The organism is Paenibacillus xanthanilyticus, assembly GCF_042682185.1.
In the GTDB taxonomy this organism is placed as follows: domain Bacteria; phylum Bacillota; class Bacilli; order Paenibacillales; family Paenibacillaceae; genus Paenibacillus_Z; species Paenibacillus_Z xanthanilyticus.
The window spans coordinates 665,028-681,608 of the sequence record NZ_JBHUHA010000001.1 but is presented as its reverse complement, the minus strand read 5'-3'; the positions used below and the strand labels follow the sequence as shown (position 1 = coordinate 681,608).

11 protein-coding genes are annotated in these 16,581 nt (G+C 53.6%); 2 read left to right on the top strand and 9 right to left on the bottom strand.

The features are described from left to right. Window positions 1-55 precede the first annotated feature (55 nt). Window positions 56-913, top strand: a complete 858-nt coding sequence (locus ACFSKT_RS02760; RefSeq protein WP_377720272.1) for an AraC family transcriptional regulator — start codon at window positions 56-58, stop codon at window positions 911-913. Window positions 914-1,108: 195 nt separating this feature from the next. Here ACFSKT_RS02760 and ACFSKT_RS02755 read toward each other — a convergent pair whose 3' ends face one another. Further along, entirely contained in the window at window positions 1,109-3,634 is a 2,526-nt protein-coding gene (locus tag ACFSKT_RS02755) for an Ig-like domain-containing protein (protein ID WP_377720271.1), read from the bottom strand. A gap of 402 nt (window positions 3,635-4,036) precedes the next feature. Here ACFSKT_RS02755 and ACFSKT_RS02750 point away from each other — a divergent pair, with 402 nt between their 5' ends. Beyond that, complete coding sequence (locus ACFSKT_RS02750; protein ID WP_183601611.1) at window positions 4,037-4,252, top strand: alpha/beta-type small acid-soluble spore protein; 216 nt, start codon at window positions 4,037-4,039, stop codon at window positions 4,250-4,252. A 256-nt stretch (window positions 4,253-4,508) separates the two neighbouring features. On the opposite strand, the gene ACFSKT_RS02745 is transcribed toward ACFSKT_RS02750, so the two are convergent. The 8 genes from ACFSKT_RS02745 to ACFSKT_RS02710 form a co-directional block, all read right to left on the bottom strand. Then, on the bottom strand, window positions 4,509-6,173 hold the full coding sequence (locus ACFSKT_RS02745; RefSeq protein ID WP_377720270.1) for a galactose-binding domain-containing protein: 1,665 nt from the start codon (window positions 6,171-6,173) through the stop codon (window positions 4,509-4,511). 420 nt (window positions 6,174-6,593) lie between these two features. After that, the gene (locus ACFSKT_RS02740) at window positions 6,594-8,000 is read right to left on the bottom strand and encodes a hypothetical protein (RefSeq protein WP_377720269.1); all 1,407 of its coding nucleotides are present in this window, start codon (window positions 7,998-8,000) and stop codon (window positions 6,594-6,596) included. A 157-nt stretch (window positions 8,001-8,157) separates the two neighbouring features. Then, window positions 8,158-9,270 (bottom strand): sugar ABC transporter permease, encoded by a 1,113-nt coding sequence (locus ACFSKT_RS02735; protein WP_377720634.1) that lies wholly within the window; start codon window positions 9,268-9,270, stop codon window positions 8,158-8,160. 74 nt (window positions 9,271-9,344) lie between these two features. After that, window positions 9,345-10,856 (bottom strand): xylose ABC transporter ATP-binding protein, encoded by a 1,512-nt coding sequence (locus tag ACFSKT_RS02730; RefSeq protein WP_377720268.1) that lies wholly within the window; start codon window positions 10,854-10,856, stop codon window positions 9,345-9,347. Window positions 10,857-10,944: 88 nt separating this feature from the next. Continuing rightward, a complete protein-coding gene (gene xylF, locus ACFSKT_RS02725; RefSeq protein WP_377720267.1) occupies window positions 10,945-12,054 on the bottom strand; it encodes a D-xylose ABC transporter substrate-binding protein in 1,110 nt (369 codons plus the stop codon). Window positions 12,055-12,314: 260 nt separating this feature from the next. Continuing rightward, window positions 12,315-13,886, bottom strand: coding sequence for a response regulator transcription factor (locus ACFSKT_RS02720; RefSeq protein WP_377720266.1), 1,572 nt, complete (start codon window positions 13,884-13,886; stop codon window positions 12,315-12,317). Further along, complete coding sequence (locus tag ACFSKT_RS02715; protein ID WP_377720265.1) at window positions 13,879-15,345, bottom strand: sensor histidine kinase; 1,467 nt, start codon at window positions 15,343-15,345, stop codon at window positions 13,879-13,881. Before ACFSKT_RS02715 ends, ACFSKT_RS02720 begins: the two co-directional genes overlap by 8 nt. Next, window positions 15,342-16,328 carry a sugar-binding protein gene (locus ACFSKT_RS02710; protein WP_377720264.1) on the bottom strand — a complete coding sequence of 329 codons (987 nt, stop codon included), beginning with the start codon at window positions 16,326-16,328 and terminating at the stop codon, window positions 15,342-15,344. Before ACFSKT_RS02710 ends, ACFSKT_RS02715 begins: the two co-directional genes overlap by 4 nt. Window positions 16,329-16,581: the final 253 nt, after the last annotated feature.

Sequence of the window (16,581 nt, the reverse complement as noted above, 5' to 3'; positions counted from 1 at the left end):
TACAATGGTGCCAACATTCACCCTTGCCAAAATGAACAGAAACGGAGCTGCGATGATGTCTGAAGCGATTCCCGTTCAACTGGAACAGATTGATTCGGTCATTGCCGGAACGGTCGTCTACCCGCCTGGCGGCCGCTTCGGTCCCCGCATCCAGCAGGACATTCAATTGGTCATGCTGTATACCGGCACGATGGAGATCGTCATCGACGGACAGACGCTGCGCGTCCAGCCCGGTCATGTCGTCAAATTAATGCCCGGCCAACAAGAAACGTTTGCGTTCGCCGATCAGGAAGAAACCTGGCACCGGTGGATTGCCGTTCATGTGCGGGATTTATCGGAAGACGCTCTTGCCTTTATGTCCAACCTGCCGGTTGTCCTTCCTTTGACCGAGGAGATGAACCGCTTGACCGATCTTCTCTTGTCCCTGCAGCACAGCGCCTTGCCGGATGATCCGCTGCTTCGCACTTTGGGCTTGGCAGCGCTTCAGCTATATCCGTTAGAACGAATGCGTCTGTCCGACCGTGAGAAACATTCCTCCGTCTACAAAGCGATTGCTTGGATGAAAGAACGCTATGCCGACGAAATCGCGTTGTCCGATGTGGCGGCGCAGGCGGGCGTCTCTTGTGAGCATCTCGTTCGCTTATTCCGGCAATATGAGAACGACACCCCCATCCGTTACTTGTGGAACTTGCGGGTGAACCGAGCGCTGGACCTCCTTGTTCATACCGGCTTGAACGTCACTGAAATTGCCGAACGCTGTGGCTTTAAGACGAGTCATCACTTCGCCAGGCACATCAAACAAGCGACCGGTCTTACGGCCACGCAAATCCGTCAACATACATGGCAGGGGCTGCGGGAGATTACTATCCGGAATCCGGATATATCCTCGAAGAAGGAAGTCCCGCGCAATTAAGCCGGGCAAATAGCGAAGATGATCGTGTCGTGGAACAGCAGGTAATCGACGTTTAGAAGATGGTAAGCTTGGATCCAGATTCCCCCGGGAGTTGGGGGAAATTAAGCAATCTGGCAAGTTCACGTTCCTCATATTTTGGGAAAGAAAGAGGACGCGCCCTTCGCTCTCGCTTGGGCTGCGTCCTCCTCTGCCTTTTTACTGCTTCGGTTCAAATCCACGCTTCAAGCTGATGCTCGAGAACTTGGCATCGTTCAGCTGGTCGAGGTCGTTGGCCACATCATTGCTATCAACGGCGAAGCCAACATAAATCTTCTTCTTCATCGGAATGGTCCGCTCGCCGATCGCGGTCCACGATTGACCGTCCAAGGAACCGTAGGCATAAAAGGTGTCGCCTTTACGGCCCAACTTCAGCCAGTACCCCTTCTCCACCCCGTCTAGCTTAAACGGAATGTCCGCCACCAGCTGTATACCCGCCTTGGCTGCATTGGCGACACTGTCCAGCGTTTCCGTCATTTCGTTAAAGCTGCCGCCCTTCGTATCCCTTCCGGCCAGATACGCGGACCAGGGGGAAGACTTGGATATTTTTACCCAGGAGAGCCCCAACGCCGCAGCAGCACTACGATCCGTCAAGGCATCACGAACCATCAGACCTGTGAAGGCGTGGTTATCTACGGAGCCGATTTCATCCAGCCGCACGGTAAATTCCAGATCCCCGGTCATTTCCTGGTAGACAAAGTGAAAGTCGTCCTTGGTTGTATCCGCCTCTTTCGAACCTTCCACGGCACCTTCGCGTTTCCCAAGCTTGCCGCTGCCTTTGACCGTCATTACGCCGTCGATCAGGCTCGCGGAGCCTTTGACATCCGGACTGCCGATATCCGCTGACTTCCAGCCATCTTCAATTGACCGTTTATGGTCGGCGTTGATATGGATCCGCGCAGCAGTGGTTTGGGTGGCATTGCCCTCCGTATCTATCACCTTGGCAGAGATAAAGTAGGACGCGTCTTGAAGCCCTTGAATGGTATATACATAGCTGCCGCCGTGAAGCTTGGCATCCCCCAAATATTGCGAACCGTTGTACACCTCTACTTTACTTATGTTGTGCCCAAAATTGGAGGAAGCCTTGATCACCACCGGTACTGCTTTACCTAGGTCATATTGAGCATTGTTCGCAGGAGAAGCCAGCTTGGCCTCCGGATTTTCGGCGATATGCTCCATATCTACCAGTCCGTTGATATATCGCTCGAGCCAGGAGTAACCGTTCTCCGTAATGGTCTTGTAGGCGTCAGCGTTCCCCCAGATCCCTTGCTCCTTCTCCCAATGGTCCGCTATTCCGTTCAGGTTGGTATCGAAATCAGAAGGGCGCTGCTCCTCGATTATCCCGAAGCCCGATACATATCCCCCAACCTCATGCTCGGTGTTGATGTACCGGCCTAAGCCTTGCTTCACTTCCGCAACGATTCTGGCATCGATTGCATCCCGTCGCGGATAGGTTGCTCCGACCCGTGTGAGGATATCAGTCAGCAGCTTCTCGTCAGCAGCCCTCACCCCGCTTCGCACATACGCGTCAAATCCTGGATTGGTTAAGCCGTGATTCTTTCCTGTGCTATCTGCTGAGAGGTAAGGCTCCGTTCGATAAAAGGTTTGGTTCGGCCCCTCAGTGTCGCCTGAATGTTTTACGAATGTGGATGCGCCGTCTAACAAGCCTGTCAGCTTATTGTTGATCCGGTTCCCATTGATATAGAAACCTCCGAGCTTACCAGCCTCGCCTGCATCGATGACCCTGTCGGCCACATTGTCCCGTGTGCCCGGTCCAGCGATTTCAATGTTATTCATGTAGTTCGTAAAGTTGAAGCCGCCGCCATAAATGGTGTTAAAGCCCCAATTGTAGATGACATTATTCGAAAATTGCACGACGGCAACATGTTCGGCATCCGCTTTGCCGGCATATCCACCTCCCAGTCTCGGGTTGCGTGAAGTATGGCCCGCATAGAGATTATGGTGGAAGGTGGTCTTATCCCCTCCTGCAATCCCGCCATAACCATGTCGACCCTTGGAATGCCCCGACAGGGTTAAGCTCTCCGAGATGATGGACCATTGAATGGTGCCATTTTCGCCCCGGTAGGTTGACAGGGTCTCGTCCGTATTCCAACTGAAGGAGGAGTGGTCGATCATAAACTGTTTGTTATCCCTTCCCCACAGAGCGTCCATCGAATCACTGCCGTTGAACACATTTGTGGCACCGGGGCGGAAAGACATATAGCGGATGATGATATTCTCGGAGTTACTGATATTGGTGTCCCAGCCGGCTAGCGTAATGCCGTTCCCCGGTGCAGTTTGACCGGCAATGGTCAGATTCTTGATGTTATTCAGTCTGAGGGAGTTCTTCAACGCAATGGTGCCCGACACGTGGAACACAATGGTCCGTCCTTCCTTAGGGGTGGATTCGACCCCATAACGGAGAGAGCCTTCAATGGGAGGCTCACCTGAACCATAGTCCATTAGGTTGGTTACGAGGTACACATCACCGCCCCGGCCGCCGCTGGTATAAGCCCCGCCTCCTTCTGCACCGGGGAAAGCCAGGACTTGTGCATCCTTAGATTGGACTTCTTCTGCTTGTAGAGTTGCCGTAACATGGGGGAAATACAAATTAGCGGAAAGCGCTAGCGATAGACAGGAAATGACGGTGATTGCCCTTTTCGTACGGGGATTCTTACGCTTCATCTGTTGATTCGTATAACAGGATCCTGCTTGACTCGTGCAGCTAACCTGCTGCCATCCGAGCGCAGTCCTGCTATACTTCCTCCCTTCCATTAAGTGTTGGTTGACGGCATCAAAAATCGGCCAACTTGTAAGCGCTGTCTTAACGACCTAAGCGTAGGCGTTTTCTTGCATTCCATATATAATCATTTGGCCATTTATAAGCTGAAATCCCGTTGTTATGCGGTTTCCACGATACGTATCTGGGCTTATGAGTACGAGATAAGCTGATGATTATCGCTTCGCCGCAAATCCATATGCTTTAGACAACCGCTTCACTGGTAAAAGTTACATGGAATACACAGCGTATATATAGCCGCTTAGGTTGACAAATTACCATTAATCTCTCAGAAGGAGTGACATCCCATGGCAAACAACAGAAGCAGCAACAGCCTCGTAGTGCCACAAGCGACAGCAGCATTGGATCAAATGAAGTACGAGGTTGCCCGTGAGCTCGGCATTCAAATTCCTGCAGATGGCTACTATGGAAACATGGCGACTCGCGACGCAGGTTCACTCGGTGGTTACATCACGCGTAAGTTGGTTCAAATTGCAGAGCAGCAGCTGGCTGGACGTTTCTAAATCAGGTACAACGAGTTCCTCCTCTTACTAAACAAAAGAAGCATCCCGGTTTGTAGCGTTTGGCTACTTTCGAAGGGATGCTTCTTTTTTCATTTCTCGTGTGTATCAACGCCAATTCCGGAGGTCCACTCCTTAACGCGTTTGATAACAAATTACTGAAACGCGGCGGCCAGGATTGACGCCAAACATTGCGGTGGACGGCCAGACAGTTTCTCAATGTCTCCTGTCACGATATCGAAGTCCCCATTAAGAGAAGTTAATTTACACTATCCGTGAATGTCGTTCCATTTGACCGCATGCTCTGTACGGCAGTATTCACTTGATCAGGTGAAAGCGCATTGTCTTTTGCATGATACACCCAGTCTACATCTTCAACATAAGTGCTTGCAATTAATGGATTTTCCCCTACCCCCGTGATGAACCATAAGTTAAAATTAATGCTCATCAGCTTTCTAGGACCGTAGTATGGCGTATCCTGCGCGAATTTGACTCCATCTATAAAGTAGGAAGAGGTTCCATCGCTGGCTACATTCATGACCAGCGTATGCCAGCCTGCATAGGATCCCGCGCCAAACTTAGAGCTGCCATCCTTATACCAAGGATCTGCCGTATAGGTATGCCAAGAAGTGGTCCATATCCCCTGGCCTGCGCCCCAGCCCCCATTTGGCAAGTACTCAAAGTCTAATTCGCTATAATTCGGATCTCTATATCCCTCTAAAGGCGAGATGGTAAAGAATGTTTCATTGATGCCAGCGCCGTCAGTTCCTGAGATCGGCGTATCTGTAAACCTAACTCTTGCAGCATACGTGCCTCTATTATATTTTCGATTCGAGGTATAGATTTCGGCTTGACTTGTTCCGGCGCCTGTACCATCCGTACTTGCTTGGAGTCTCATCAGCTTATTTGCAGAATTTCCGGGATCCGTTAAGAAGGAGATGTTGCTGCTCGAAAAAGAAGAACCCGCTGGCCCAGGGCCTGCTCCATTATAGACCGTCCAGCCATGTGCCGTTAAATTGCCATCGCTTGAACTGGAATAATTGAAATCATCAAACATAACGCCGGTTGTGGGTAATGGGGTTGTTGGGGTTTTATAAATCTTCACCGAAGACATTTTATCATTGGCTTCCGTTCCCACCCATGAACTATCCGCCGTATACGTCCACTTTGTTCCCTGGAAATGATCATCGGCATAAACTTCAACCGTCCAGCCACTCGGAACCTTCAAGGAAGAGGTCCAGTTATCTGGTATCCCTGCGCTATTCAATTGTGAAAGCGTGTAGTTTCCAATTGCTAATCCAGCTGAAGTTCCGCCGTAATTGATATCTTTATAAAATGTAGCCTGCTCAGCCCCATCCGCTGTCCATACCTGCACATCTACATAGTGATTGTAGACATTGGCACTGCTTCCGTTCGAATATAATCGTACATATCTTGCACTTGTTGCAGCAAAGGTGATCGACTTGCCAGCGGAAGTTTCGGCATATTCAGCATCACTCCCCGCCCCTAATCCAGCACTGTTATTCGTATCATTATTGAAGACGGTGGTGACTCCGGTACTAAAGCTTGGATCATTGGATAATCGGACAATGACATCGCGGTACGTTCTTCCATCGTTAAAATAGTGCCAAAGATTGATCTTATTCAAGCTGTAAGATTGCCCCAAATCAATTTGAATCCATTGTACATTTTGTGTAACCCCAACAAAGTTATTCGAATTGGTGTCGCCATCTGTTATTACGGAAGATGAACCCGCCAGTGTATCGCTTGCGGTTACACTCTTGCCATAGGCTACGTTGGTGGCAGCCGCGTGAACCTGCGTATTCAATGAGGGTACGCCCGCAAGTGTCCCAGCCAGTACGAATACGCCAGCCAAGGCGCCAAGTGTTTTTCTTGATTTTGTTCTTTTTCTTGTTAACATCATTCTCATCCCTTTCCTTACAATCTGATTGAAAATGAAGACGGATACAATCGCAGGTGCGACATGGCCTGTACGTCCCATTGCCGAATGGTTCGAATGACAGCTCTCCGCTGCAGCTTTATTGCGATGTCCGTATGGTGTATCGACCTCCCCCTAGACGTAATTTCAAGTCACCTTTGCATACCTTTAGATACCACCATTTGCAGCTTACCACATCTCTATTGTAGCTTGATCCCTTTACCATTTCTTGGCTAATACGATTAATTACCAGCACGATCTTACTGTCATCGGATAGCGCCAATATGCTTGTTGAACAGCCAGATGCAAGTAGTCAGCGACCGGAACATGCCGACTGCCCGTTGAGGAAATACGAAAGAAATAAGCCCACCGGCAGCTGATGCTGGTGGACTTAAGGTGTTGTGACTACCAGGCTGATGCATTCATCCTGGCGATTTCATCGGTCAGACCGAGGCTGGTCATTTCTTGCACAATGATTCCTCTGATATCCTCGCTGTTAAAGTCCTTCGCATTGAAGGACCGGAGCAAGGCCAGCTTGCCGGCATAGGTAGCACGCTCCAAATAGGCCTGCAGCTCTTCAGCTTCCAGATCATCGTCGACCAAAAGCGCCTCATGCTGCTTTCCCTCATCTTGCGGGTGGACATTGGTAACTCCAAGTCCATCAGGTGTAGCTACGACGATCCGATTCTCCCGCTCTGCCTTCACTCGGTCAAGGTAGGTGTAGTATGGTGGGCTAATTTCTGGAAGGTTAAGCGCGTCGACCATTCTGGACATGACCTGCCGTCTGACAGACTTGTCCGCTTCGGTTGGCGCCCACTCACCCAGATCGGCCTCTTCTTGCTTTTTCTCGGCTCTGTACGCCGCTTCGTCTTCGTACGAAGAATACAGCAGTGTATCATCTATCGATTTCATGCGTAGGAACTCTCTAATATTATTGGCGATCACTTCTCCGGCTTCGTCCCCGCCCATAGGCGAAACCCTCACAATGGGTGCTTCATTCAGATCGGCTATCGACCCAAATTCGGTCAGAAAACCGTAATGCTCGCCGTCGCCCCCCGTCCAACCAAATGTGATGACATCCCAAGGCGTGTTCCTGTACTCGCTCTGGTAGTAACCGCCGTAGAACCCGAGCTCGTCCCATAGCGACAACCCCTCTGCTTCGAGCTGATCTGCTAACGTATACAGTTCGTTCAGGATGTCCGGCGCTGTATATTTCCCGTAGTTGATCTGTTCACTTTCTTCGGCGCTCATCGTCTCTTCAGCGGTCGCCTCCTGCTTCGACTGCATGGCGAGTTGCTCCTCTAGTTCAGCTTCCGTGACCACACCCGGATTTGGATTGGATTTCACCTGGATGGTTCCTGCTGCCGCATCAATCTTAACCTCTGCATCAGTCACTTCGCTGAATCGCTTCGAATGGATATAGATGTGTCCGTCAACCATTCGGAGGGCATCCTCCCATTCGTCATGCAGCCAGGTTCCTGTACTCTGTCTCGACCATGTTGATTCCGGGTCCGACCAGCTGTAGGAGAGCGCAAGGGAGTTATCCGCTTCATGCTTGTACGTCCATCCCATAGCCTTGACAACCGGGTCGAGGGGCAGATACCACCTTCTTCCGTCCTTAATTGGTTCTAGCTCCGAATCAACTTGAGTTCCATCAACAATCATGTTCAGTTGCTCTCCTGCTTTCTCATTCTGGACGGAGGAAGGCGTTTTATCTCCGCATCCACCCAATACAACGATGACTAACCCAAGGACGGCTATGCATCCTGCAAGCTTGTGTAGTCTACTCTGGTTCTCCTTCTGTTCGCTCAAGATGTTCCCCCATTTTCTTGTACCATCATGTAATCCTATCTGAAAATATAGCAGATTCATAGATTCGTCAACGAATTTCGGCGCCTGTTGCGTTAATGAGGTCGAGGTCACAAAAAAGGAGCTGCTTCGCATAAAGCAGCCCCCGGCCAACAACATATCATTTCCCCGCTTTTTTTCGGTTGGCGATATCGAGCCAGACCGCAAATACAAGAATGCTTCCCTTCACGACGTACTGCCAGAACGATTCCAGCCCCATCAGCGACATCCCGTTATCGAGCGAGGTCATCACCAGTGCGCCAATAATGGCGCCCGTCACTTTGCCGGAGCCGCCCATCAAAGAGGTGCCGCCAATGACGCATGCCGCAATCGCATCCATCTCCGCCATGTTCCCGGCCGATATCGTAGCGGATGACAGACGGGAGGTTAGCACGATGGAGGCGATTGAGGCCAGCAAGCCGCTGAAGACGAAGACGCCGAGCGTTCTGCGCTGAATGTTGATGCCGGACAGACGTGCCGCCTCCGCGTTACCGCCGATGGCGTAAATATGGCGGCCTAACGTTGTCTTCGCGGCGATGAAGGAGAAGATAACGGCCAGCACGATAACGAAAATGATCGGGAATGGAATGCCTTTATAACTGTTGACGACCGTTACGAAGGCGATCACAAGCAGACTTGCGCCTGCCGCAACCAGCAGATCGATCGTAAGCGGCGCCACCGTAAAGCCGTACCTCAGCCTCGAGGCGCGTCTCCTCAACGATGACCAGACGATGCAGATAATGGCGGCCGCAGCCAGCAGCCAGCCGAAGGTCTGAGCAAAATAAGCATTGCCCAGCATGGCGAAGGCCGAATCGGAGACGGAGATCGTCGTCGAATGGGTGACGCCCATCAACACGCCCCTAAAGACGAGCATCCCGCCAAGCGTGACGATAAAGGCCGGAACAGCCTTATAAGCGACAAGCCAGCCCTGGATCAGGCCGAGCGCCACCCCGGCCGCCAAGGTTCCGGCGATGACGACGACGGTAGGCATCCCCCACCAGTTGCTCATGATCGCGGCGATCCCGCCCGTTAGACCGACAATCGAGCCGACGGATAGATCGATATGGCCGGCCACGATAACAAGCACCATCCCGATGGCCAGTATCGCGGTAACGGACATTTGCGTAAACAAATTGGATAAATTGCGCGGCGTCAGGAACGTATCGTTCATGAGTCCGAATAAAAGCCAAATGAGGATCAGGGCGCCGACCATCGTGTAGGCGCGGACATCCATTTTGCCGATCAATTTGACTTTGGCCGGCGTAAGGTCCGCGGCATGATCTGCCGTTTGCGAATTAGGTTGCACGGTTACTTCCCTCCTGTGGCGGCCAGCATAATCTTCTCTTGCGTCGCTTCCCGGTAATCCAACTCTGCGACGAACCGACCTTCGCACATAACCAGTATCCGATCGCTCATCCCGAGTACTTCCGGAAGCTCCGACGAGATCATGATGATCGCCACGCCTTGATCAACCAACTGGTTCATTAGGCTGTAGATTTCGTATTTGGCCCCGACGTCGATCCCGCGGGTAGGCTCATCCATGATGAGAATCGTCGGTTCGGACATGAGCCATTTGCCGATGACGACCTTCTGCTGATTGCCGCCTGACAAGGTGCCGACCGGCGTTTCCAGCGAAGCCGTCTTGGTCTTCAGATCATGCACGTACTTCTGGCCCCACTTTATCTCTTCATTGCCATTGATCATCCCGAAGCTCGATACCCGCTTCATGGTGGCAAGCGTCGTGTTCGTCTTGACGTCCATCGATAATACGAGCCCCTGGCGCTTGCGGTCCTCTGTCACCAGCGCCATGCCGGCCTTTATCGCGTCGGAGACCGAGCGAATGCGAACCGGTTGGCCGTTGATTCGAACTTCCCCTTCCGATTGGCCTTCGTAAGCGCCGAAGAGGCTCGTCACCAGCTCCGTCCTTCCAGCGCCCATCAGGCCGGCAATGCCTAAGATCTCGCCTTTGCGCAGCGTGAAGCTTACATCGTGAATCACTTTCTGTTTGGCTTTCTCCTTATGCCAGACCGAGTAGTCGGCCACTTCCAGCACAACATCCCCCGGCCGGTGCGGCACGCGGGGATAACGCTCCGTCAGTTCCCGCCCTACCATCAGCGACACAACCTCGTCCTCGTTCGTATCCTTGCGGTCCAACGTCGCAATGGTCTGGCCGTCCCGGAGGACCGTAATGGTGTCGGCCAAGCGGAATACCTCGGGCATCTTGTGGGAGATATATATACAGGATACCCCTTCCGCACGAAGCTGGTTCATAATGCCCATGAGGATGTCGACCTCGCTTTCGGTCAGCGCGGCGGTCGGCTCATCCAGAATAAGAATTTTTGCATGCTTGGACAGCGCCTTGGCAATCTCCACCAACTGCTGCTGTCCGATGCCAAGGCTGCCGATTCTCGTATCGGGATTCATTCGCAGCCCTACCCGCTCCAGCCAATCGGAAGCGTTACGGTACAGCTCATCCCACTGGATCACGCCGCGTCGGACCGGTTCGGCGCCAAGAAAGATGTTCTCGCCGATGGACATCTCCTTGACCAGGGCGAGTTCTTGATGAATGATCGCGATCCCCGACTGCTGCGCATCCGTGATCGACCGGAATTCCTTTCGCTGCCCGTTGATTCTGATTTCCCCGGTATACGTGCCTGCCGGATACAGGCCGCTGAGCACCTTCATCAGCGTCGATTTGCCTGCTCCGTTCTCCCCGCACAGCGCATGGATCTCGCCTTTTGCAAGCTTCAGATTCACGCCGTTTAACGCTTTAACCCCGGGAAATTCCTTCGTGATTTCGTTCATCTCCAAAACAACCATGCGCCCAGCCCCTATCGATCCAAACATTTAAATTCAAAGAGGGAGGACGGCGAATCCGCCTAGCGCTGCGTCCTCCCCTTGGATGTTACTACTGCTTCGGCCACTGATCCTTCGGAACGTTCTTGTACACATCCTCCAGCTTGTGGAACCCATCCTTGATAACCGTATCGAGCAGGTTCGATTTATCGACGGCGATCGGATCCAGCAGGATGGACGGGACGTCGATTTTGCCGTTGTTGACGGTCTTCTCGGCGCCTTCCACGCTGCCGTCCTCCGCCAGGGTAACCGCCATCTCCGCTGCCTTGGTCGCGATCGCGTTGATCGGTTTATAGACCGTCATCGTCTGCATGCCCTCCGCAATGCGCTGAACGGCCGCCAAGTCCGCATCCTGCCCGGATACCGGAATTCTACCCGCCAGCCCTTGCGCAGACAGCGCCTGGATGACGCCGCCCGCCGTACCGTCGTTCGCGGCTACGACCGCCTGAATGTCGTTCTTGTTCGCGGTCAGCGCGTTCTCCATATTTTTGAGCGCTTCTTCCGGCCGCCAATCTTTGGAGAACTGGTCATACACGATCTTGAGGTCGCCTTTGTCCTGCAGCGGCTTCAAAATGTTCATTGCGCCTTCCTTGAACATATGGGCGTTATTATCGGTATCCGCCCCGCCAATGTAGACGAAGTTGCCCTTGCCGACCTGATCGACGACGGCTTTGGCCTGCATTTCGCCTACGCGGATGTTATCGAACGAGATATAGTAGTCGACGTCCGAATTTTTGATAAGCCGGTCATAGGAGATGACTTTGATCCCTTCCTTGTGCGCCTTGTCAACGATCTGAGCCATCGCCTCCGCATTATGCGGGATGACGACCAGCACATCCACCCCTTGGGAGATCAGCTGTTCGGCCTGGCTCATCTGCGTAGCGTCGTCGCCGTTCGCCGCCAATACCTTCACTTCGCCGCCAAGCTCCTTTACTTTGGCGGTGAAAATATCCCGGTCCTTCTGCCAGCGCTCCTCCTTCAGCGTATCCATCGACATCCCGATGACGAGCTCTTCGTCATCTGCCTTTGCCGCGGCCGGCTGATTGGACGACGTCTGCCCCTTCGTACCTTCATCGTTGCTTACAATACCGCATCCCGTAACCGCTGCAGCCAACAGCATGCTGGCCAGACCGATCCCTGTTTGTTTGCCCCATTTGCTCATGCCAACGTCTCCCCTTTTTCGATAAATCGCGACGGGTTCGTTCACTTGCATTCCCATCTTGCATTCCCATTCTAGCAAGCCCGGAAGCCGCTCGATACCACGGCGGTCCGCACAGAATTGGCACGTAGCAGCACAGATTAGGCACGTGATGAAAGCGGAACCATTTTGATTTTCAGCGCTAGCATTTTTTTGGCGCAGACGTTTCAATTCAGATCTTGGCAATAAAAAAGTCCCTGCCGCATGGCAAGGACATTCACGATTTACGATAATTGCTGCCGGTATTCGGTCGGGGTAACGCCGGTCGTTTTCTTGAAGATCCGGCTGAAATAATTCGGATCCCGATAGCCGACCTCGTAGCAGATTTCCTTGAAGCTGAGCGCTTCGTCCCCCAGCAGCCGTTTGGCCTCATCAATCCGGTACCGGGTCAAATAGTCAATGAAGTTCTCCCCCGTCAGTTGCTTGAACACTTTGCTAAAATAGTACGGGCTTAAATTGACCGATTCGGCAGTCTGCTCCATCGAAATATCCGATTTGTACCGCTGTTTGACATAATGCTTCGCCCGTTCCACGACATGGCTTTGCCTATGCTCCCGCTCTGTGCTTTGTGCCGCAAGGATCAGCTCCAGCTGATCGAAGGCCATCTGGCGCAGCACGCCTTCTTCCTCCGCCTCCGCAAGCGTTGACAGGAAATGCTTCGGAAGCGGCACGCCGAGCTGGCGGCTTACGGTAACGAGTATGGCGCAAACTCCATTCTTGGCCCGTACGGGTTCGGGTTCAGCGGATGCCGACCCCAAGAGAAGGTCCAGCAGATGCGCGAAGCGCGCGCGCGCCTCCTCCTTCTGCTGTCTGGCCAGCGCATCCAACAGTCGCCGTTCCTCGTCCTGACAATTCGCGTCATCCCCGTCTCCGCTCTGCCGCATATCCTCGGAATGACGGATGCGGCCGGGCGCCCGAGGGTCGGCAGCCGCGGCCACAGCCGCTTGATACGAGCAGCGCAGACCATCGAAACCATCCCCTACCGGACCGATGCCGATCACCGGCCGCCATCCAAACCTCGTCTCGATAAAGTGAAGGAACCGTTCCCCCCATTGCACCGACTCCACCCGCTGTGCGAAGCCGGCGCCTTGGGAACCAGCCGGGACCATCACCCCGATGCGGTTGCTGACCATGGGGCTGACCATGCAGGGAAGCTGAGCCTTGGCATAAGCTTTGAAGCTTTCGTGCAGCTCCTTCCGGACCTGCTGCACCGCCTCCCAGCTCACCTCCCGATAAGGGAAGTAGAGCACCATGACATACCCCTTGTCCCAGTGGACGGCGGTCATCTCGGCCAGCGCCGACGCGTCCGTATCGTGGACGGAATCCATCATCAGCATAAGCGTGATCTCGTTCTCGACGAGAGGCAGCAGCTGCGTGAGCTTCTCCCGGATTTCGAGCTCCTCTACCCGCTTGTGCGTTTCCTCCTCCTTCTCCGCGATCAGCCGGTTCAACACGTCGAGCAGCTCCTCCCGCTTGGCCGGCTTAAGCAGGTACTCCTTCACGCCGAGCGAGACGGCCTCCTTCGCATAGGCGAAGTAGTCATGGGCCGTGACGAGGATGATCCGGGTTTGCGGGTGCCTCTTGCGGATCTCGCGGATCGCCTCTAATCCGTGAATACCGGGCATTTTAATATCCATAAAGATAAAATCCGGGCGGTGCTCCTCCGCCAATTGAATCGCCTTGCGCCCGTTCTCCGCATGGAAATACAAGAAGCGGTCCGGCATCATCCGCCTCGTCATCATCTCCAGGCCTTCCCGTTCCAGCGCTTCATCGTCCGCGATTAGCAGCTTATACATGGCTCACCTCTTCAGCTCTCCTAGGGGAGATAGGTACTCTCACAGGCAAAACAAACCGGACCGTCGTCCCTTCGCCTAGTTCGCTTTCGATTTCAATCCGTTCCATGCCTTCATAGAACAGATGCAGCCGCTTAAATACGTTCGCCGTCCCGAGTCCGGTCGTCTCCCGCTTGCCGCGATGCGGAGCAGGCACGTCTTCCGCTAACGAATCGAGCAGCTTGAGCCGGTTCCGCTCGTCCATCCCGGCCCCGTTGTCCGTAATCTCCACCGTAATATGGGCTTCTTCCCGATAGATGCCGAGCTTAAGCTCCGCGCCCTCCTCCATGTCTTCTATGCCGTGAATGACGGCATTCTCCAGAATCGGCTGCAGCGTCAGGCACGGTACCGTCTGTTCGAGGGCGTCCTCATCGATGTCCGTCACGAAACGGATTCGCTCCCGGAAGCGGGCTTTCTGGATCGCCACATATTCCATCGCATGTTCTACCTCGTCCCACAGCGTCACCGGATGGTCGAGCTTCTGCAGGTTGTACCGGAGCAGCCGGGATACGGACACCGTAAGATCGCTTGTTTTCTCGGCGCCCTCGATATAGGCCAGCTTCGCGATCGCGTTCAGCGTATTAAACAGAAAGTGCGGATTGATCTGGCTTTGCAGCATCTTCAGCTCGAGCTCCTTGACCAGCCGCTCTTTCTCGACGCTCTGCACGTTCTTCGCCATCAAATCCTGCATATTGTCCAGCATCTGATTGAACGTTTGGGCCAGAATGCCGATTTCGTCGCCGGTGCGCAGCTCCGGTGCTTTTGTGTCCAGCCTCCCCCTCGAAATCTGCTTCGCCGTCAGCACAAGCCGGCGGATCGGGATGCTGATGCTCGTCGAGAGCCAGAGCGCAATCACGAAGCTGAGCAAGCCCACCGTAAACACCAAATACACGCCGAGTTCGTTGATCCGCTCGTTCGCCTGCATCATATCTTCGTAGACGGGACGGTAATGTTCAAGCTCGAGATCGACCAGCGCCTGACCGTCCTCCCCGATAAACCCGGCCGTCTGCTCTGCCTGGATATAGGCGCCGGCCTTCATCCTTGAATCCTGATCCATGTTGGTCAGCAGTTCCCAGGTCTGGTCCAGGAAGGTATCCAACATATTCAAATAATTTTCCACCTGCAGCACGTTCGTCTCATTTCGTTCCAGCCGCCCGATGTCTCCCCGCAGCTCGCGGAGCAGTTTCGTATGCCGGTCCAAATCGGAATAGCTCTCCGCATCCAGCTGAATGACATATCGGTTCAAATACCGCATGACCTCTTTGCTTTCGCGGGACACCTGCTTGTAGAGAAGAACACGGTTCATCATAAGGGAGTAGCTTTCCTGCACGTTCCGGCTGCTATTGAACAGGAAGTACGAGACGAAACTCATCAGGAGGACGAGCATGGGAATGAAGATGAACATTTTTTTATGGATGCTCACGGATTCATGCCTCCTGCCACAGCGGCCGCATCCATGATATCGGCGCGGGTAAAGTATTCGTTCGATAGGGCGTCTCCATTGAAATAACGCTGCAGCAGCTCCACCGACTGCTCGCCCATCCGGTAGGGCTGCTGGACGATGGTGGCGACGATGTCCCCGCTGCGGATCGCCTCGATCGTCTCCGGCAGATCGTCGAAGCCGATAATCTTAATATCGCTGCGCTTCAAGCTCTTCGCCGCCTGCAAGATGCCCAGCGCATCCGTGGCGCTTGTGCCGACCATCGTCGTAATCTCCGGGTTGCGCTGCAGCATCTCGGCCGATTGTTGGATCGCCTCGATGAGCGAAATGTTGGACGACCGGACCTCCTCGATATGCAGTCCCGGATACTCGCCGATGACGTGCTTGATGCCTTCAAGACGTTCCAGTTGATTCTCCGCCTTATCGCTGCCAATGATGACTCCGATCTTCCCGGTACCCCCGGTTGACCGCACCACAAGCTCCCCTTGACGCTTGCCCGCCTCCAGATTGTCCGTGCCCACAAATGAAAGCCGTTTGCTGCTCGGCGCATCCGCATCCACGGTGATGACCGGGATGCCCGCCTCTACCGCTTTGTTGATGACAGGCGTGAATTGTTCATGGTTCAAGCCTTGCACGATAATGCCGTCGACTTTGGAGGCGATCGCCTTCTCCAGCAGCTTCAGCTGCTCCGCCATATTGTTCCGGACAGGACCGATACATTCGATTGCGATATGGTTCGCTTCGGCCGCATCAGTCGCCCCCCGCTCCACCAGCTGCCAATACGGGTGCCCCTGCTCCTGCTCGACCAACACGATATGGCGTTCGCTCATCGTCAATTGGGGATCTCCCTTCAGCCGTCCGGTGATATGCTTGATCGTCATCGTTTGGCTCACGAAGCTGACTAAGAAGTAGGTAAAGACAACCAGCACCAGAAAGCTGACAGCCATCCACTTTTTGTCCGTCATTATCCCTCACCTCGTTATCCCTCTATCATAACGGGGGCTGTAAGCGGATACAAGAATGGAGGCTGCGTCATGGAACAGCATTTTTTTATCCTTTATCTGCACAAAATTGCCATTCGCATCGGCTTGGAGCGCTTTGCAGCTGCGAAACGTCATGCTGCCCTTAGGAAGACAGGGAGCAGCTGCCTCGGCAAACTACTCCCCCATCTTTTATCGATTACATGTTTTGCTAAAGGCAACATGCGTTCACCAGTCA